Below are 18650 nucleotides of genomic sequence, written 5' to 3'. Positions count from 1 at the left end.
GGATAATGAAGCCGTACTCTGCACAGTGTTCAGCCAGCCAGTTGGCTTCGGGAGTACCTGCAAAGCTGTTCTCGGTGGTGTTCACATCAAAGGTCAGACCTGTCTGATGTTCCGAATGTCCCGGACGGGAAGATACCTCGTCTGCGGCTTCTGTGCCACGCTCTGCGGCATAGGAGTTGTAAAGATACTCCTGATCCTGATATGAACGATAGCTTGAATTTACAAAGAGTGTTATGCCGTCCTGAGCCGCCGCCGCTGCCATTTCGTCAAAGGCGTTCTGTGCAATTGTGCTTACGCCCGGTGCATAATCTGATGGCAGGGAGTAGGTCTTGTTCACTATAAGAATGCCGTCAACAAAGGTCATGCCGTTTGATTGCTCTATCTTATGCTTTGTTTCTTCTGCTTTGCTGTTGTCGGAGGTTTTCTTTTTGGTGGTGGTCTTAGCCTCAGCCTGCTTTGTGCTTTCGGTCTGTGATGATGAATCAGCCGCAGGCTTGTTGTCTGACTTTCCGCCACAGGCTTTCACTATCACAAAAATTATCACCAAAAGAATTGCTATGGCAATGATACGGTTTTTCATAACACGCCTGTGTTCTCTTGCACGCCTTTCGGCACGGCGCTTTTCCATTTCAATGCGCATTCTTTCGTATTCTTCGTCACGATAAGCGCTGTATTCGTCAGGCTGGCTATTAGTGCTTTGAGATAAATTCTCGTTATTAGTCTGATTATTCATAAATATCCTCTTTTTTTGTAATTTATTTTTTTACGCTTTGTGCTGCCTTTATTATATCACAGACACATAAAATATTCAAGTCGGATATTGTCGGCTTATTTCATAACATAAACATAGCATTGATATAGCGGCATAGATTCGTATTCATCATTATCTGGGTCATTCCACATATGGTCTTTTCTTTCCTGAACTATATCATCATGGAAAAAGCAAACACCAAGATATGTGTAATCTTCCAAGCCGTTGATCAGATTGTCACCGTAAGAGAGACCGAAGCTTGCATTATTTTTTAACCAAGTAAAAAGCTCTGTGTATGCCTCGTCATAGTCTGAAACACAGCTGTTGTTTGCTGTGAATTGTCGTATTTTGCTGTTGTTAGGCAGACCGACCTCAGAGAGATGTTCGTATACGTTGCCAATGCCTTGGCAGTAGTCATCCATTTGATACAGGCTCTTTTGCAGACATTCATCAAGCTGTCCGCTTGCACGGAGCGGTTTCAGACCATATTTCTCACGGAGAGGATTTACATAATCGAGCAGGTCAAGGGTCATCTGACTTGCACCATCAGGGGAGTAATATTCAGGCTCGACAGGCTCGTCCTGCTGAGTATCTTCTGTGTTTTCCTGGGGTATATCCTGCTGTATCTCAGGCTCTGTCACAGGCTCAGTCACTTTTTCTGTAGTGGAAGTGGTGGTGACTGCGGCGGCTTTTGACTCTGCTAATGCCGCCCCTTCTGCAATATCTGACGCAAGGGCAGCCTTGTCAGGCTCACGCTTTTTTTGTGGTAGTAGTCATGACAGTGGTGACGGGAGGCAGAGTAGTTGTCACAGGTGTATTTGTGGTGACTGTGGCAGTAGATCGAGGTGTGCTTTTTTTCACAGCCGTGGTCTTATCACTATTGTTATTATAAGTATACACCCCGAAAACAGTTGCGGATGCTAACGCCACAGCGATTATTGGTGTGGTTATTTTTGCTTTTAAAAACACTTTTTTGGGGGTAGCGAGAACTATTTCTTGCCTCTTGTTTATTTCGCTCATGCAGCCAAAGCAGAAAATGGAATCGTCATGAAGAATTCTTCCGCAATTAGGACATTTTTTCATATTTTAGTTTTCTCCTGATCTTACTAAGCACATTGTACAGCTCTTCCGCAGTGCTATATCTGTCGTCTGGATTGATAGAAAGGCATTTCTTTATAACTTTCAGAATTTTCTTGTTTTCGCACATTTTGACCGACGGGTGTTCACCTGTCAAAAGAACGTTCAGAAGCACTGCCAGAGAATAGAGATCTGTTCTTGCGTCAGATTGCTGCATACCGAATTGTTCAGGTGCGGCAAAGCCTACAGTTCCTAAAGTCTGGGTGTCAGAGCGTTGATTAGATTTATAAATTTTAGAAATATCAAAATCTATAATCTTGACATTATTGTCGTCACATATTATAATATTATCAGGCTTTATATCACGGTGAACGATGCCGCTGCTGTGAAGAGCATACAATCCCTGACATATGGAGCAGGTAATGTTCAGGGCATCGTGTTCTGCTAGTGTTTCGCCGTTTGCATAATCCGTAAGAGTCATGCCGTCGCAGAATTCTTCATAGATAGTATACGCTTCAGTGCTTTCGGAGATCTCGTAGATACGGCAAAGATATGGATTATTTATCAATGCGAGCCTTTGATATACAGAAACGTCAGCAGGCTTATAGATAATGTGCCGCACCATTTTTACACCTGTGTCACTCTCTAAAATGACTTTTTCGTGCTTGCTGTTTTTAAATAGATAGTTTTTGCAGTCGAACATTTTGTCGATCTGTTCTGTTTCAAAATCATATAAGCTTTTTTGTGACATATTTCTCATCTCCAATGTAAAAATGTAAAAAATAAATTATTATAGGAAGGAACTGGTGACATGAAAAAAACAACACAGCTTATGGAGGAGCTAAATGGAAGCGATGATATCAACAGTTTTCTAAGCAACAATAAGGATTCTCTTGACAGACAGGATTTTGCACGTTATCTTTGTGAGCTTGTGAAAAAGAAAAAGATGACAAAGATAGAGGTCATAAGAATATCCCAGCTAAATCAAATATATGGATATCAGATTTTTGCAGGAGCAAGACTTCCAAGCAAGGATAAGATAATCGCTATCGCACTTGCTATGAAGCTTGATGTTGATACCGTTCAGCGACTTCTGACCCTTGCGGGTGAAGCTCAGCTTTATCCTAAAAACACCCGTGATTGCATACTCATTGACGCAATAAACAAAGGCTATGATGTGGCAAAGCTCAACAAAGTGCTTTTTGAAAATGGTTCACAGTGCCTTAAATAACGATCGTTTCATAAAGCAGCTCCGGTTCTTCGGAGCTGCTTTTTTATTATCGTAACAAATATTATATCACATTTTGACAAGGTTTTCAAGAGTTGTCAGAACATAAAAACACACGCCGCAGAAAATTTCCGCGGCGTGTTTCTCACTATTTAACTCTTATGGAACGAGAGTTGTAGTTGTTGCCTTATCCTTTGCAGATGTAGTTGTTTCTGCTACAGAAGAATCGGTCTTTGCTGTTGTTGTGGTCGTAGTTGTTGCTTCGCTTGCTGCAGCCGATGAAGAATCGTCAGTTGCAGGCTTTGAAGCCGCACCAGCCTTAGTTGTTGTGTAACCCTCGGCTTCAATTACCTTTTTCTTGAAATCTGCTTCTTTGTTGTAGTAAGATGTTGAGAAGTAAGGCTCTTCAGTAAATGTTTCACCTGTTGCAACGATGTTTGAGCAGTAGATCGAAGCATAGAATGAAACTGCCTTTTTCTCCTTATCTGTCTTTACAGTTATCTTGTAAAGATTGTAGAGTGCATTTGTGTTCTCCCAAGAATCATAATTCTTCTTGTTTGTGAATGCAACATAAGTGTCAACGTAATCAAAAGACTCGATAGATGTTACCTTGCCGTCAAAGTCAGCAGGATATGGAGCGTAATGACCCTTTATATCCTTTCTCATGTCTTCAATCTTGTCGTCAAGATATGACTGATAGCTGTCCATAGCAGCCTTACCGTTGTCAGCTGTTACATATGCAGGGAATGTTTCGTCAACTGTTATTTCCTTAACATAAACAGTGTCGCCCCAATCGTTTGTTTCAGTTTTGCCGGAAAGTGTGATACCATTTCTTGCAAGTGAGGAATAAGGGCTGCAAGTTACCTTGAATGTGCCGCCGATGCCAATATAATCATCGCATGATACTGAGTAAGAAACATTGTCCTTAAGAGCAGCAGGGATAGACTCGTCCTTTACTGAGTAAGGCTTAACAAATGGAACACCGCCTGAGCATTCAAATTCAAGTCCCTCGAACGGGTCGATCTCCTGAGTTTTTTCAAGGCCCTCAACAGTGAAATCCTTTGTTACCTTGCCGTCCTTAACGTCGGCTGTTTTGTATGTATAATACTTGTCGTCATATTCAAACCAAGTCATGTCACCGCTTTCTTCTGCGCCATAAACGTCTATGTTAGCTGTAACAGTGTACTTGTCGCCGTTTTTCAGATCTGACTTGTAGTCATAATCATAGTAGATAAATGGATATGCTGAGTCATATGAAACGTCAGCAGAGCCGTTGCCGTCAAAGCCTGAGAACTTGACCTCAACGCCCTTGAAGAAGTCGATCTCCTCACCATTTTTAAGATCCTTTACAGTTACCTCAAACTCAGTGTTCTTTAGCTTTATGTTCTTGTCTTTGAGAGAATCCTCGTTGTACTTTACTGTGCATTTTACCTTGTCACCGTTTTTAAGATTCTTGTTTGCTTTCTTATCAAAAGTGATCTTCAGCTTATACTCACCATCGCTATTTGTTTTGAGAAGGGCATTTCTCATCTTCTTAGCTTCTGTAAAATCATCAGCTTTGTTAAATGCTTTTGTAAGAGTTTTCTTGTCAAGTGCAAAATACTTGCTTACCTTTGATGACTTGTCAGATGAGCTTGCATAGTCGGAAAGATCATCAAGGTCGCCAAGGTCAAGATCGGTCTCGTCAGCAAGGTCGCCGAGAGCGCTTGTAGCGTCTGCCATTGAATAGTAGCTCTTGTCATAGCAGTTAAGCTCTGCCTCAACATAGCCACAGCCGTCAATGCCCTTAAATTCAAACTTGAAAAGATCCTTTGCGTCGATCACCTGATATTTAAGAATGTTGCACAGAATGATGATCGCAACGATAACAATGATAAGAGCTGCAGCGGCGATAAGTGTTATCTTCTTGTGACCCTTTACCCATTCGCCAAGCTTAGCAAAAGGATTTGGCTTTGCAGCCGCAGGAGCTGCTGCCTGAGCGTAGTTGTTTGCTGGTTGTGCATACTGCTGGTCATACTGAGGAGCCTGCTGCTGTACAGGCTGAGCCTGCTGAACGGGTGCCTGAGCAGGTGCTGCCTGCTGTGTGGAAATGCCTGCTTCGGCTTCCATTTCGGCGATAGACGCACCGCAGCCGCCACAGAATTTTTCTTCTGGACCTATTGGCGCTCCGCACTTAGCACAAAACTTGATAGTGTTCATTTCATACCTCCATTGATACTTCTTTTCTAAACAGGATAAAATTTTTTATCCTATTCATACATTCTAAGTATAATATTAGCAGAAAGAAAAGTCAAGAAAAACTCGTTGAAACCGCCTTGTTCTGTATGATTTTTGTAGATTTGTACAATAACGCAAGAAAAAATCATACACTTTGATAACGTTTTAGACACAATTTTTCTACATTAAAAAACCGAATATAAATGGGGATACTGAGTGTGGTATATCTTCTCTGTCCATGAGCGTATGCTCTCGCACTCTGACAAAAATTCCTCAGAGCCCTTTTCCAATAGGGCTGGGAGCTTTGCCACTGCATAGGAGATATCATCGAGTGTGCAGGATTGTGCTATATATGATATTCTTACATAATATTTATTCCAGGCATTTTCGAGTTCTTCGAGCCGTTGGGCTGTGTCGCTGTCATCATTTCTGTAGCTGTTTTCAGCGGCGTTCACAAGGCTTATGAACTTATCGTTTTCTTTTTTTACCGCAAATACGGAGAACACTGACATGGCGGCTATGACAGTGAGGATAATAATGCAGGCGGTCAATCTTTTCATTGTGATTGCTCCTTTATACTTTTTTCTTGCCCTTGTCTTTTCTTATGGCAACTATCTGCCCTGAGGGGTCAGCGGTGCAGATGTAAACATCTTTCAGGGGCATACCCTTTTCTCCTAGCTTTTTCATGAGCCACTTTTCGTCCTTGCCGATAAGACCAAGGGCGGAGTATATTATCCTTCCGTTGTCGACAACGAGCTGTGGAGGGTCGGTCTGAGATCCTTTTATGCCCATTCCGCCATTGTTCACAGGTCTAAACTGTGCTTTCTGATAGACCGATATCTTGCCTGTTGTTTCCACCACCGCAAGCTGTACCTCGTTTATATCGAATATACCCATGCTTCTTAGGGACTCCAAAAGATCGTCTGCAGAAAAACGCAGGTCTTTGAGCTGTTTTTGATCTATGATCCCACGGGTTACGACTATTTTCGGAGAGCCGCATATGAGCTTTCTAAGCCCTCTGAATTTAAGCGAGCAGTGAGAGAGTATAACGTCAAGGCACACCAGCGTGAATATAGGCACTATGCCCATTGACATTGGTATAGTCATATCCTCGATAGGCAGGGTGGCGATGTTTGAAAGCAGAAGCGTTATAACAAGCTCCGAGGGCTGTAATTCGCCTATCTGCCTTTTGCCCATAAGGCGTATGCTTATGACAATGAGTATATAAAGTATTACGGCTCTGAAAAAAACTATCAGCATTTTGTTTTCCTCCAATATGGTCAAAGCTATTTTTTGCAGCTTTAATGCAGAATATTCTGATAACAGCCGCAGATAATAAATACAACAAAATTTCATGTAGGAGAAACAAAATGAATACACCCGATTTCAGAAACTACAAAAACGCTGAGATAGATAAGACCATTGACGCCGCCATGACTTCCCTTCGCACCATAACAGGCAATTCAATGGATCTTAACATAATGAATGTGAAGATATGCTCCGTAAGCTGTGCGTTGGTATCCATAGAGGGAATGATCTCAACGAGCGCAATGTCAGAGCTTATTTTCAGACCTATAATGGAGCTTTCTGCACAAAAGTCAAAGGGCAATGCAGAGCAGGTATTCGACTTCCTGACAAAAGAAAGCCTGCTTGCCGCCGAGAGAAAAACGGTCTTTAATTATGGTGACGTCATACAGTTTTTGTTTTCGGGCTTTGCGGTCATATTTGTGGAGGGGCTTTCAAAGGCTGTTGTTTACGGTATCCAAGGTTACGACAAGCGGTCGGTTTCTGAGCCTGCAAGCGAGCAGACTATAATGTGCGCACAGGATTCTTTTACGGAAACAATAAGAACTAATATTTCTCTTGTGCGCCGACGAATGAAAACACCATCGCTGAGGTTTGAGATGATGCAGATAGGAAAGCGTTCTTCCACCGACGTGTGCATGGTCTACATGAGCGACCGGGCAAGCTCAGACGCTGTGGACAGGCTGAGAAAACAGCTCAAAGGCATAAAGCTTGATACTGTTCTTACAAGCGGATATATCGAACCTTTTATCGACGAAGGCTTCGGTTCGTCAGTGTTTTCACAAATGGCTTATTCCGAAAGGCCTGATATGATATGCACAAGGCTAAATCAGGGCAGGATATGTGTTTTTGTGGACGGCACGCCATTTGTGCTTATTTGTCCTTCGCTTTTTGCGGAAAATTTTCAGACCATGGACGATTTTGCGGAAAAGCCTTTTTACGTCACCTTTATGCGGTGGCTGAAATATATTGCGTTCTTTCTAGCGGTGGCTTTTCCGGGTCTGTATGTTGCACTGGCGAGCTTTCACCCTGAGGTCTTCACATTGAAGCTTCTTCTGAATCTTGCAGTTTCAGAGGAGTCAACGCCTTATCCGTTGACAGTGGAGGTGCTTGTGCTAATGCTTCTATTTGAGATAATGAAAGAAGCAGGCTTGCGGCTTCCAAAGCCTGTGGGAAGCACTGTTTCTATAGTGGGCGGTCTTATCATAGGCGACGCTGCCGTAAAAAGCGGACTTGTGTCCGCCCCTCTGCTTATAGTGGTGGGGATAACCACAACATCATCGTTCGTTATACCGAGCCTTTATCAGCAGACGGCTATATTAAGGCTAGTGTATATCCTGGTGGGCGGTGGCTCGGGACTTTATGGCATTGCACTTTGCACTGTGCTTTTGATGATAAATATAAACTCCATGGACGACCTTGCAGTATCTTACACCGCGCCTGTTACGCCATTTTTCTCAAAGGGTATAAAGGACGTTATTTCAAGGCGGAGCTTTCGGTCATATGAGAAAACTCACAGCACCATTAAAGAATACAAGCTTGACGAAAAGGGGGGAAGCCAATGAAAAAGCTTACGCCAATGCAGTTTTTTGCAATGCTTATCTGTACAAGAGCCTTTTCAATGATGACATTTCTCCCTGAAAGCACCGCAAACGCTTTGGAGCTTATGCTTGGAACAGTGCTGTCTACAGTTTTTCAGATAGTTATGATATGCGGTATGGCGGCTTTCCACAAGCGTTTTCCTAATGATGACCCATGCACTCTTGTGGTGAGCCGTTCAAAGTGGGCAGGCAGGGGAGTTTGTACATTGTATCTTGCATATTTTCTTACAGTGTCATTTTATGTTATCGGCACCTTCACCTATTTTATGGATTATTATTTTTCTGATTATATACCACGGCTCATGATAGTTCTCAGCGTTGTCGCCTGCGGGATATATGTTGCAATGTCAGGCCTTGGGGTCATAGGAAAAACGGGAACAGTGCTTTTTGTACTTTTTCTCTTTGTGACATCTATCCTTGTTATAAGCTCTCTTGAAGATTTCACATTCGTTGATTTTCACCTTGCGGAAAGAAACGTTGGAAAAGGCATTTTTCATTCTGCTGTCAGCGAGCTTGCAAGAAGCTCTTATCTTGCAGTGATAGTTTTTCTTTTACCCTCAACAAAGGGCAATGCAGCAAAAACGTCTGTGTATTTTCTGCTCACAAGGCTTGCCCTTGTTGAAATAGTCTTAGGCTTTATCACAATGATACTTGGAGATTACACTCTTCTTGCAAAACTGCCATTCTTCGCACTTGCGGCATTTTCACGCACTGCCATAATAGAACGCTATGACGCCGCTGTTATGGGCGTGTGGGTAATGCTCTCGGTATATAAGCTGGGAGTATATTTCCATTGTTCAGGGAGATGCCTGAGATATGTTTTTCCTAAGCTCGGTTCTGGCTCGGGCGTGATAATAACAGCGGTGATTCCTGCGGCGGCAACGCTTTTCTGGCTCTTGCCTCACAAGTGGGAGAGCATCGCATACGCAGGGCTCAGCCCTATCCCACTCATATTTCTCGGAGGCGTAATACCGCTTCTATGCCTGATATTTGTGAAAAAGGGGGCGAGATCTGATGAAAAAGCGTAAGATACAGGTAGTTGTTGTGCTTTTTATCGCAGCAGTGACGCTGTTGTCTTCTTCTTTCGGCAGGCAGGTGGATATCGAGGAGCGTGTTCTTTGCCACGCCATGGGCGTTGACTATGAAAACGGGGAATACAATGTGTCATTGCAGGTCTTTAAGACCCAGAGTATGGGTTCTGACACTCCTCTTGATGTGAGCCAGTCCAATATACAGACTGTCAATTGCAAAGGCAGGAGTATCCGAGACGCCATTGAGGGCTGTCAGTATCAGCTAGGCAGGGAGATCTTTTTTTGGCCATCTTCAAATAATATGCTTTAATAAAAATATAGATCTTTCCTCTCCGGAGAAGCTGTTCTCTTTTGCTATAAAGGACAAAAATGTTTTTCTTGGAGTGGAGCTTTGCCTGGCGGAAAATACTGCAGAGGAGCTTATGAACGTTCAGCTGACAAGGGGAACGATGTCCTCAGAAAACTTCACACAGGTCATAAAAATGGGTGTGAAAAACGGCATAACGGTGGAGTGCCGCCTTATCGATCTGCTTTCCTGCATAAGATCACCGCAGTATATCGCTATGCCAGTTATCTCTATCAAACAACCGCTGGGAGATTTTGCGGAGAGCCATGAGGAAAAGTCAGCGGAACAGCAGGAGCCGCTTTTGGAAATAAAAAAGACCGCCCTTATACGAAAAGGTACGGTGCTTGAGAGTTATCTTTCCCACGCTGACGCATCAGGCTGTCTGTGGTTCACGGGAAAGGCAGAGCAGTATTATGATATGATCGAATATAATGGAAGCCCCATGGACGTTAGGATAACCTCTGACAGCCACAGCCTGAAGCTTGATAACGAGAATGGCAGGCTCGTATGCAGATTGAAGCTCACTGTTCTTGCACACAGTTCTCTTGATATCCGTGACGAGAAAAGCTCAGACCAGGTGGCGGCACTTGTGAAACAGCGCCTTGAAGAAAATATCACAGGGGTGTGGAACAAAGCCCTGTATGAGAACAGGACGGATATTTTTGATGTGTGGCGGCTTTTCCGTCACAAATATCCGCAAAGCTATCTAAAGTATGCCGACCGCCTTGATGAAGTGCTAGGCTCGGTGGAGCTTGAAACGGATATCACCTGTCGGGTGTCATAAGACAGAGCATATCCTCGGGAAGCGGTGCGGTAACAGTCACTATCCTGCCGTTTTCGGGGCTTTGAAAAGTCATTTTCTCGCAGTGGAGAGCCTGACGGCTTATAAGAGGGCTTGCCTCGCCATAAAGGTCATCACCCAGGAGAGGATAGCCCATAAAAGCCGAGTGTACTCTTATTTGATGCGTTCTGCCGGTTTCAAGAAAGAAGTCCACAAGAGAAAGATCTCCCAGCCTTTTGCGTACAAGATAATCCGTTGCGGAATATTGTCCGTCAGCCCTCACACAGCGTTTTATTATAGTTTCCTGCTCCCTTGCGATAGGCGCACAGATACGCCCACCGCAGTGGGGCAGGTCTTTTATTATTCCAACATAGGTCTTTTCAAAGCTTTTTTGGAGCATTGCGGCGCTTCGCTGACTTTTTGCCACAAGCACACAGCCGCTCGTGTTGCGGTCAAGGCGGTTGACAGGTCTAAAAGCGAGGCTTGGATAAAGTGCGGCAAAAAGATTTCCCAGCGTATCGTCACGATGCTTTATTGACGGGTGGCAGGGCATAAAAGGCGGCTTTGAGAACACCACCACCTCGCTGTCCTCATAGAGGATATCAGCTTTCAGGTCAGGATTAGGGTCAAGAGCTTCACCGTCACCCTCGTTTATCATGATGATGTCATTTTCATATACAAGGTCAACAGTGCGGATAAGGACGCCCTTTCTTGTCATGCCGTTTTCAGTGCGTTTGAGCCTTGTTATGAGCCTTTTTGAAAAGCCCCTTGAACGCAGTACACATTCAAGGGCTTTTTCATTTTCTTCTTTTGTTATTGTCACAGTCATTTGCTGTATTTCCTCCAGCGCTTTATCATTGACGGCATTTTGTCCTGCCAGTAGCTTCCCATTATATCCTGCAAAAACACTATATAGCTTAGTCTGAAATATGGATAGATGATAAAAACAGGATATACTAACAGAAGTGCGGGGATATACATAACAAAGCTCAGCAGGAACGAGATATATCTGCCATGCTGACCGTCCATGAGCCTTACAGAAAGATCGCAGGCGTCAAAAATGTTGGTGCGTGGGTTTAGAGTCATTATATATGGCGCAAGGGCAAGGGATATCCAGTAATGCACCATAAGTCCGAAAAACACAACAGACAGACCGAGTGAGAACATGAAACAAAGAAGACCTGCGGAGGTAAGCTCGCTGAGCTTGCATACCCAGCCCCAATAATACACGCTGTAGGTTGAGATAGCGAAAGGTACTGCGGAAAATAATTTCAGTGAATTAATTATAATGGAAGAAAACATGGTGTGGGAATAATATACATAGGAATGTGAGTTTATATACTGCCTCGATCCCACATAGCTGTCTGCTCTTGCAATATCAACAAAAAAATCTGCGGACAGTCCACATTTCAAAAGATGCAAAAGGTATAATGACAATGAGGTCAAGAAACCAGAATAGCCTTACGGAAACATGATCTTTTATTCCCTGCCACGAGAAAAAGTACTCCCAGCCAATGCGTTTGAAAAGCATAAAAAGGGCAAGCTCGCACAGACCAAGAAATACAAATACCGCAAACAAAAATGCCGTGAGCGATACGCAGTTTCCCATGTTCTGGCTTATATTTTTTCTTGCCGATAGTTTTATCTCTTTGTTTGTCAAGCCTTTTCCCCCCTCGTTTCTGTTTTTACTGTTTACTTATCCTCTTAGTCGGTATAATAATCCTCAACAGTGTAATCAGGCATTTCCTCATATTTTGGCGGATATGTTCCTATTACCTCGAAAGCGCTTGAACGCTGCCACATGGAAGCTGTCACCATGACTTCAAAGCCCTCGCCGAAATCGCAGGCATAGTCCATAGGCTTCCTTTTCGGAACGCCGAAGCCTGCCAGCATATTCATTATAAGACCTCCGTGGGTGCATACCGCAACATTTGTAAGACCCTCATACATCATATCGGAAATGATGATGTTCAGAGCTTCATAACAGCGGTTTATGACATCTCTTGTTGATTCACCGTTCGGTGGAGGATTGTCAAGTCCTCCTTTTATGAACTGCTCATAATCAGGGTCGTTCATAAGCTCATCAGCGGTCTTGTTCTCAAACTTGCCGAAGTCCATTTCACGAAGCTCGGGCATCTCAGCCACAAGTCTGTTAGGCTGGAGTATAGATATAGTCTGTTTGCACCTTTTTAAAGGCGAGGTGTAGACCTTCTGCACCGAAGGGTAATCGTACTTTTCTATCTTTTCATAAAGCTGGTCAGCACCCTCTCTGCACAGAGGCAAGTCGGTTGTACCGATATAACGTCCGTCAAGATTTGCCTGCGTCATTCCGTGACGGATAAATGCTATTCTGTAGCCTTTCATATTTAAAATACCTGCTTTCTTTTTCTTTTATGATAAGTGCTTTAAAACCTGCACAAATTTTTTTCACTTAAATACGTCATTTTATAGATTTTATATTTACAAATACATAAATTTATAGTATAATAGAATAATGGTTGAAAAACTAATATGATTTTATACATGGGAGATATTACATGAGCAATGACAGCAAAGATGAGCTGACTCTCAGGATAGGTGAGAAGCTTACCGCCGCGAGGATAGAAAGCGGCTATACACAAAGCCGTGCGGCTAGAGCAGTTGGCACCAGCCAGTCTTGCATATCAGCCGTTGAACACGGCAAAAAGCAGAACGTCAATATCATCATTGCTCTTATAAAGCTTTACGGCGCTTCCTATGAAGATGTGTTCGGTTTAGTCAAGGTCAGAGAAAAAAACTCTGCGTTAGGCTGTTTGGACGAGGGAAGCGAGCTGCTGAGGGAGCTTATAAAAGACAGCGGCATAAAGGGTCTTGAAACTCAGACGGACATGGCGGTGAAAATATGCACCTATATGCTTTTGAGAAAGCTTTACTCTGAAAATCCTCATAACTCCCACAAGCTTTTTGAGCTTGACACTGAGGAAACCATGGAACGCTGTGTAAAATATCTTTCCGCTCAGCCTAAAGACCTTGACAGGATCCTTGGTATGGCAGGAAAAAAGGTGAACAGGCTCGAGGTTTCAGTGGGAAAAAATCCTGAACTGAGGGCGTTTATCAAAGAGTGCGAACACATTTTGCTCGCTTGCACATAAGAATTTTGATACCGATGTTATCATACTTCGGATATTATAACACACTTTTCAACTAATTTCAAGTGAGGTATAAAAATGAAAAAGCCTGAAAGGCGGCTGTTTGTATCGGTAGCGTGTGCGGCGGCTCTTATGGTGTGCGGAGCGGTGATGATGCACTTAGATAAAAAGCCTGACGAGGCGACATTTTTCGCCATGGATTGCCCATGCACAGCCGCTGTATACGGTGGCGACGCTGAGGCGGTGAAGGACAGGATAAAGGCTTTGGAAAAGCTTTATTCGCCTTATGAGGAAGGCTCGGAGTTATCGCGGCTCAATGAGAGCGGCAGGCTTGAGCTTTCTGAGGAAACTGCACAGCTTATAGGAAAGAGCATAGAGCTTACAAAAAAATACGGCGGAGCGGATATTTCCGCAGGGGTGCTGACAGCACTTTGGAACGTTACTGGCGATGAGCCGAGAGTGCCTGAGCAAAGTGAGATACAGACTGCTCTTTCCGCTGTGGGATATGAGAATATAAAGATTTCAGGGAGCGAATGTGTCCTTGAAAACGGCACACAGATAGACGTGGGCTGTGACGGAAAGGGCTTTGCCCTTGACGAAGTGAAAAAGCTTTTGGATAGTGAAAAAGCCGATTGTGCGGTGGTGAGCTTTGGCTCGTCAACGCTTCTTTACGGGCAGAAGCCGGATAAAACAGATTTCAAGGTTGCGGTCACAGACCCTTTTGATAACGATAACACCTGCCTTAGCTTCACAAGCGGCGGTGGATTTGTTTCCACTTCTGGTGGATATGAGCGTTATTTTGAAGCACAGGGCAAAAAGTGGAGCCATATTTTTGACCTGACAACAGGCTATCCATGCGAAACAGACCTTGTTTCAGTCACTGTGATAGGGCAGAGCGGCATTGAAACCGATTTTCTGTCTACCTGCATTTTTATTGGCGGAAGCGGTGAGCTTGACAGGTGGCTCAGTGATGAAGATATAGAAGTTATTGCCATTGATGAAAATGGCGTAGTTTATTGCTCTGACAGTATAAAGAGCAGGATAAGTATAAGTGATGATAAATTCAGGTTTGAATAGTCATAAAGTATGATAAGGGGGAAAATTATGAAACTCAACAGCATTTTTCTTTCCCACAAAAAGGGGACGGAAAACAGCGAAACTATCGCCATGCCGCTGCCTGCAAGAGTGAAGATATCCATGTCACAGCACATGGGAGCACCTTGCGAGCCGACAGTTGCCAAGGGTGACAGAGTGCTTGTGGGACAGGTCATAGGCGAAAGCAACGCTTTTATGTCATGCCCTGTTCACTCGTCTGTGTCAGGCACAGTGGCGGCGATATCCGAACTGCTCACAGCAGGCGGAAAGGTGTGCAAAATGGTGGAGATCGACACCGACGGAGAGCAGGAGGTATCACCTGACGTAAAGCCGCCTGTTATAACAGACAAAGCGAGCCTTTGCGAAGCCGTAAGGCAGTCAGGTTGCTGCGGAATGGGCGGTGCAGGCTTCCCGACGCACATAAAGCTCAACTTTGACGAGAACAAATACAAGGTCGATACCCTTGTTATAAACGCCGCTGAGTGTGAGCCTTACATAACAAGCGACTACCGTGAGATGATGGAGAACGCTGACGATGTTATGTGCGGAATAAAGCTCGTGCGTGATATGCTGGGGCTTAAAAAGGTCGTTATCGGCATCGAGGACAACAAGCCACAGGCTATAAAGCTTATGCGTGAAAAGTCGGCTGATGATGAAAGTATCGAAGTAAAGGTGCTGAAGTCATGCTATCCTCAGGGTGCAGAAAAGGTGATAATATTCAACACCACGGGACGTGCAGTTGGCGAGGGTCAGCTTCCGTCAGATCAGGGCGTTATCGTAATGAACGTTACCACAGCAGGCTTTATCGGCGAGTATTCCAAAACAGGTATGCCACTCATATCAAAGCGTATAACTGTTGACGGTGACGTGGTATCTACTCCATGCAATGTGAAAGTACCTATAGGAACTTCTGCGGAGGATATACTGAAATTCGGTGACTGCGATAAAGAAAAGGTTAGAAAAGCCCTTTTTGGCGGTCCTATGATGGGAATGTGCCTTTATGAGCTTGACACCCCTGTGACAAAGACCACAAACGCCATTCTTGCATTTGGTGAAAAGGCTGATAAGAAAAAGGGCATCGAGGACAGGTGCGCACAGACAAACTGCATAAAGTGCGGAAGATGTATCTCTGCTTGTCCGCTGAATCTTATGCCTACAGAGCTTGAAAAGGCTTATGACAGGCGTGATAAGGAAGCTCTTATGAAGCTCAAGGTGGGTCTTTGCATGAACTGCGGTTCGTGTTCATACGTCTGTCCTGCAAAGAGAGATCTTGCAGAGAAAAATCAGCTTGCAAAAGCTTTCATAAGAACATAAGGAGGTAAGAAAATATGGAAAAAATGCTGGTAAGCCCTTCACCTCAGATAAGGGATAATATTTCTACCTCTAAGGTGATGACCCATGTGCTTGTGGCGCTTTGCCCTGCACTTGCAATGTCTGCCTACGTTTTCGGCGGACGTGCGCTTATGCTCACAGGCTTCTGCATGATAACGGCACTCATATGGGAAAGGCTTTGCAATCTTATAATGAAAAGGCCTGATTCCACAAAGGACGTTTCGGCACTTGTGACCGGTATGCTTTTGGCGTTCAATCTCCCTGTGACAATGCCTTATTGGCAGGCTGCTATCGGCACATTCGTTGCTATCGTTATAGTAAAGCAGCTTTTCGGCGGTCTGGGACAGAATTTTGCCAACCCTGCTATCGTGGGAAGAATAGTTCTTATGCTTGCTTTCACAGGCAACATGACCCATTGGGTAGTGCCTTTCTATGATCCTGACAATATCGTAACAGGTGCAACACCTCTTGCGGCGGCACATTCCGCCCCTGCCGATTATCTCGACCTTTTCCTTGGAAAAGTAGGCGGCTGTCTTGGCGAGGTGTCTGCGGCGGCATTGCTCATTGGCGGCATATACCTTATAATGATGAAGATAATCTCAGTACATACACCTCTTGCATTTATCGGCACAGTTTTCGTGTTCTCATATCTTTGCGGCGAGGACGGCATCTATCAGATACTTGCAGGCGGCGTAATGCTCGGTGCATTCTTCATGGCAACTGACTATGTTACAACTCCTGTTACAAAAACAGGCAAGGTGATATTCGGTATCGGCTGTGGTATCATCACTTGTGTGATTCGTTTCTTCGGCTCTTATCCTGAGGGCGTTTCATTCTCCATACTGCTTATGAATATACTTACACCATATATCGACATGATAACAAAAACAAAGCCTTTAGGGGCTATATCAAAGAAGAAGGAGGCGAAGTCTGAATGAAAGATAAAATAATGCCTCCATTGGTGCTGACTATAATATGTATAGTTGTCAGCGGACTTTTGGTGCTTGCCTATAATGCCACATATGTTGACAATACAGGTGTTCTTACAGACGATATGAAAAAGGGCTGTGAGGAGATATTCGGCAAGGGCGATTATGAGATAATGCTTGACGGCGAGGGTGACAGCAAGACGCCTGTTACGTTCGACACAGAGGGCGTGAACTCCATTATCACAGACAAGGATAACGGCAGATGCGTTATCGAGATAACTGAGGACGGCTATTCAAAGGGTGGACTTCATCTGCTTATTGGTATAAACAGCGAGGGAACTGTCGAGGGGATAGAATTTCTCTCTATAGGCGAAACTCCGGGTCTTGGCACAAAGGTGCAGGACGATAGTTTTCTTTCAAAGCTAAAGGGCTTTGGTGTTGACACTGATGAAAATTCTATCGACAATGTTACCGCTGCCACCTATTCTTCAAAGGGAATGAAATCTGCGTGCAAAAAGGCTGTGAAGCTTTTTGACGAGCATAAGGAGGAGATACTCAATGGCTGAGAAAAATTCTAATCTGTATGAATTTACAAAGGGTATCATAAAGCAAAACCCGACTCTTGTTACGCTTCTTGGTATGTGTCCGACGCTTGCGGTCACAACAATGGCGAAAAACGGTATCGGCATGGGACTTGCCACAACGTTCGTGCTTGTCTGCTCAAACTTTGTTATATCCCTTTTGAAAAACGTTATCCCAAAGGCTGTAAGACTGCCTTGTTTTATCGTAATAATCGCAGGCTTCGTTACTCTTATCGAGTTTCTTATGAAAGGCTATATACCTGAGCTTTACAGTGCATTAGGCGTATTCCTGTCCCTTATCACGGTAAACTGTATTATCCTTGGCAGAGCGGAGGCTTTTGCCAGCAAGAACAAGATATTCCCGTCCATACTTGACGGACTTGGAATGGGTCTTGGATTTACACTTTCACTTTTCACAATGGGTTCTATAAGAGAGATACTTGGCACAGGCTCATGGTTCGGCTTCAAGATACCTTTCCTGTGCGACGATCCTATGACAGTGTTCATCATGCCGGCAGGCGGATTTTTCGTGCTTGGCTGTCTTATCGCACTTGTGAACAAGATAGCGAACAAGAAGCCGCCAAAGGAGATTTCCTGCTCAGGCTGTCCGAATGCGGCTTTGTGCAAGGGTCAGTGCAGAACAGAGAGTGAGGAGGCATAAAAATGAGCTACATACTTATACTTATCGGCTGTGTGTTCGTAAATAACGTTGTGCTTTCTCAGTTCATGGGAATATGTCCTTTCCTTGGCGTATCAAAGCAGATGAAATCATCTGTGGGAATGGGCGCAGCAGTAATATTCGTTATGATATGCGCAACAGCTATCACATATCCTGTATACAGACTGCTTGAGCATTTCGGTATAGAGTATCTAAAAACAGTGGCGTTCATACTTGTTATAGCAATGTTCGTTCAGCTTGTTGAGATAGTCATGAAAAAGATGATGCCGCCTCTCTATAAGGCACTGGGCGTTTATCTGCCTCTTATCACAACCAACTGTGCAGTTCTCGGTGTTACTATCGGAAACATAGACAACGGCTATAATTTTCTTCAGTCCCTCACAAACGCACTTGGAACAGGACTTGCGTTTACTCTTGCCCTCTTGCTTTTCAGCGGAGTAAGAGCAAGGATAGAAAACTGCGATTTTCCTGAAACTTTCAAGGGCGTACCTGCAACGCTCATTGCGGCGTCTATCGTTTCGCTAAGCTTTATGGGCTTTTCGGGAATAATCTGATAATAATTTATCGAT

At 44.1% G+C, this 18650-nt stretch carries 23 protein-coding genes; 12 read left to right on the top strand and 11 right to left on the bottom strand.

Translation table 11 applies throughout. The annotated features are described in order from the left end of the window. From QVO88_RS11065 to QVO88_RS11050, 4 genes are all read right to left on the bottom strand, one after another. The coding region (locus tag QVO88_RS11065; protein ID WP_288178026.1) for a M15 family metallopeptidase at positions 1–733 on the bottom strand (733 nt) is incomplete at its 3' end. A 95-nt stretch (positions 734–828) separates the two neighbouring features. Further along, positions 829–1404: a hypothetical protein gene (locus tag QVO88_RS11060; RefSeq protein ID WP_022288520.1), complete on the bottom strand. Its 576-nt coding sequence runs from the start codon at positions 1402–1404 to the stop codon at positions 829–831. A gap of 97 nt (positions 1405–1501) precedes the next feature. Further along, positions 1502–1834, bottom strand: coding sequence for a zinc ribbon domain-containing protein (locus QVO88_RS11055; RefSeq protein WP_022288519.1), 333 nt, complete (start codon positions 1832–1834; stop codon positions 1502–1504). After that, positions 1818–2579: a serine/threonine-protein kinase gene (locus tag QVO88_RS11050; protein WP_022288518.1), complete on the bottom strand. Its 762-nt coding sequence runs from the start codon at positions 2577–2579 to the stop codon at positions 1818–1820. Before QVO88_RS11050 ends, QVO88_RS11055 begins: the two co-directional genes overlap by 17 nt. 60 nt (positions 2580–2639) lie before the next feature. Between QVO88_RS11050 and QVO88_RS11045 the strand changes: the two genes are divergently transcribed. Beyond that, positions 2640–3059, top strand: coding sequence for a hypothetical protein (locus QVO88_RS11045; protein WP_022288517.1), 420 nt, complete (start codon positions 2640–2642; stop codon positions 3057–3059). A gap of 156 nt (positions 3060–3215) precedes the next feature. Here QVO88_RS11045 and QVO88_RS11040 read toward each other — a convergent pair whose 3' ends face one another. The 3 genes from QVO88_RS11040 to QVO88_RS11030 all read right to left on the bottom strand — a co-directional run bounded on the left by QVO88_RS11040 (position 3216) and on the right by QVO88_RS11030 (position 6533). Continuing rightward, complete coding sequence (locus QVO88_RS11040; protein WP_022288516.1) at positions 3216–5255, bottom strand: zinc ribbon domain-containing protein; 2040 nt, start codon at positions 5253–5255, stop codon at positions 3216–3218. A gap of 203 nt (positions 5256–5458) precedes the next feature. Beyond that, complete coding sequence (locus QVO88_RS11035; protein WP_022288515.1) at positions 5459–5833, bottom strand: DUF4363 family protein; 375 nt, start codon at positions 5831–5833, stop codon at positions 5459–5461. A gap of 13 nt (positions 5834–5846) precedes the next feature. Then, positions 5847–6533 (bottom strand): DUF421 domain-containing protein, encoded by a 687-nt coding sequence (locus QVO88_RS11030; protein ID WP_022288514.1) that lies wholly within the window; start codon positions 6531–6533, stop codon positions 5847–5849. A 110-nt stretch (positions 6534–6643) separates the two neighbouring features. On the opposite strand from QVO88_RS11030, the gene QVO88_RS11025 reads away from it, so the two are divergent. The 4 genes from QVO88_RS11025 (at position 6644) to QVO88_RS11010 (ending at position 10340) form a co-directional block, all read left to right on the top strand. After that, positions 6644–8143 carry a spore germination protein gene (locus QVO88_RS11025; RefSeq protein ID WP_022288513.1) on the top strand — a complete coding sequence of 500 codons (1500 nt, stop codon included), beginning with the start codon at positions 6644–6646 and terminating at the stop codon, positions 8141–8143. Continuing rightward, the gene (locus tag QVO88_RS11020) at positions 8140–9207 is read left to right on the top strand and encodes a GerAB/ArcD/ProY family transporter (protein WP_022288512.1); all 1068 of its coding nucleotides are present in this window, start codon (positions 8140–8142) and stop codon (positions 9205–9207) included. The genes QVO88_RS11025 and QVO88_RS11020 overlap by 4 nt, the downstream gene beginning before the upstream one ends. Then, complete coding sequence (locus tag QVO88_RS11015) at positions 9194–9520, top strand: hypothetical protein (protein ID WP_022288511.1); 327 nt, start codon at positions 9194–9196, stop codon at positions 9518–9520. The genes QVO88_RS11020 and QVO88_RS11015 overlap by 14 nt, the downstream gene beginning before the upstream one ends. Before the next feature lie 112 nt (positions 9521–9632). Further along, positions 9633–10340, top strand: coding sequence for a Ger(x)C family spore germination C-terminal domain-containing protein (locus QVO88_RS11010; RefSeq protein WP_022288510.1), 708 nt, complete (start codon positions 9633–9635; stop codon positions 10338–10340). Here the strand turns inward: QVO88_RS11010 and QVO88_RS11005 are convergent. Genes QVO88_RS11005 through QVO88_RS10990 form a run of 4 tightly spaced genes read right to left on the bottom strand, consistent with a single transcriptional unit; the run spans position 10321 to position 12701 of the window. Beyond that, complete coding sequence (locus QVO88_RS11005) at positions 10321–11166, bottom strand: RluA family pseudouridine synthase (protein ID WP_022288509.1); 846 nt, start codon at positions 11164–11166, stop codon at positions 10321–10323. The two genes, QVO88_RS11010 and QVO88_RS11005, sit on opposite strands and share 20 nt — an antisense overlap. After that, positions 11163–11693 (bottom strand): hypothetical protein, encoded by a 531-nt coding sequence (locus tag QVO88_RS11000; protein ID WP_288178025.1) that lies wholly within the window; start codon positions 11691–11693, stop codon positions 11163–11165. The genes QVO88_RS11005 and QVO88_RS11000 overlap by 4 nt, the downstream gene beginning before the upstream one ends. A gap of 22 nt (positions 11694–11715) precedes the next feature. Next, positions 11716–11997, bottom strand: coding sequence for a hypothetical protein (locus QVO88_RS10995; RefSeq protein ID WP_022288507.1), 282 nt, complete (start codon positions 11995–11997; stop codon positions 11716–11718). Between the two features lie 44 nt (positions 11998–12041). After that, the gene (locus tag QVO88_RS10990; RefSeq protein WP_022288506.1) at positions 12042–12701 is read right to left on the bottom strand and encodes a histidine phosphatase family protein; all 660 of its coding nucleotides are present in this window, start codon (positions 12699–12701) and stop codon (positions 12042–12044) included. Positions 12702–12874: 173 nt separating this feature from the next. Between QVO88_RS10990 and QVO88_RS10985 the strand changes: the two genes are divergently transcribed. The 7 genes from QVO88_RS10985 (at position 12875) to QVO88_RS10955 (ending at position 18635) form a co-directional block, all read left to right on the top strand. Next, positions 12875–13468: a helix-turn-helix transcriptional regulator gene (locus QVO88_RS10985; RefSeq protein WP_022288505.1), complete on the top strand. Its 594-nt coding sequence runs from the start codon at positions 12875–12877 to the stop codon at positions 13466–13468. 75 nt (positions 13469–13543) lie between these two features. Continuing rightward, positions 13544–14542, top strand: a complete 999-nt coding sequence (locus tag QVO88_RS10980) for an FAD:protein FMN transferase (RefSeq protein WP_022288504.1) — start codon at positions 13544–13546, stop codon at positions 14540–14542. Between the two features lie 27 nt (positions 14543–14569). Continuing rightward, a complete protein-coding gene (gene rsxC, locus QVO88_RS10975; RefSeq protein WP_022288503.1) occupies positions 14570–15874 on the top strand; it encodes an electron transport complex subunit RsxC in 1305 nt (434 codons plus the stop codon). Positions 15875–15888: 14 nt separating this feature from the next. Then, the gene (locus tag QVO88_RS10970) at positions 15889–16830 is read left to right on the top strand and encodes an RnfABCDGE type electron transport complex subunit D (RefSeq protein ID WP_022288502.1); all 942 of its coding nucleotides are present in this window, start codon (positions 15889–15891) and stop codon (positions 16828–16830) included. Then, a complete protein-coding gene (locus QVO88_RS10965) occupies positions 16827–17387 on the top strand; it encodes an FMN-binding protein (protein ID WP_022288501.1) in 561 nt (186 codons plus the stop codon). The genes QVO88_RS10970 and QVO88_RS10965 overlap by 4 nt, the downstream gene beginning before the upstream one ends. Beyond that, positions 17380–18063, top strand: coding sequence for an electron transport complex subunit RsxE (gene rsxE / locus QVO88_RS10960; RefSeq protein ID WP_022288500.1), 684 nt, complete (start codon positions 17380–17382; stop codon positions 18061–18063). The genes QVO88_RS10965 and rsxE overlap by 8 nt, the downstream gene beginning before the upstream one ends. Positions 18064–18065: 2 nt before the next feature. Further along, positions 18066–18635, top strand: coding sequence for an electron transport complex protein RnfA (locus QVO88_RS10955; RefSeq protein WP_022288499.1), 570 nt, complete (start codon positions 18066–18068; stop codon positions 18633–18635). The last annotated feature ends 15 nt before the right edge of the window (positions 18636–18650 follow it).

This window comes from Ruminococcus sp. CAG:57 (genome assembly GCF_000435935.1).
Classification (GTDB): domain Bacteria; phylum Bacillota; class Clostridia; order Oscillospirales; family Ruminococcaceae; genus Hominimerdicola; species Hominimerdicola aceti.
This window is presented reverse-complemented; position numbering and strand designations above follow the sequence as displayed.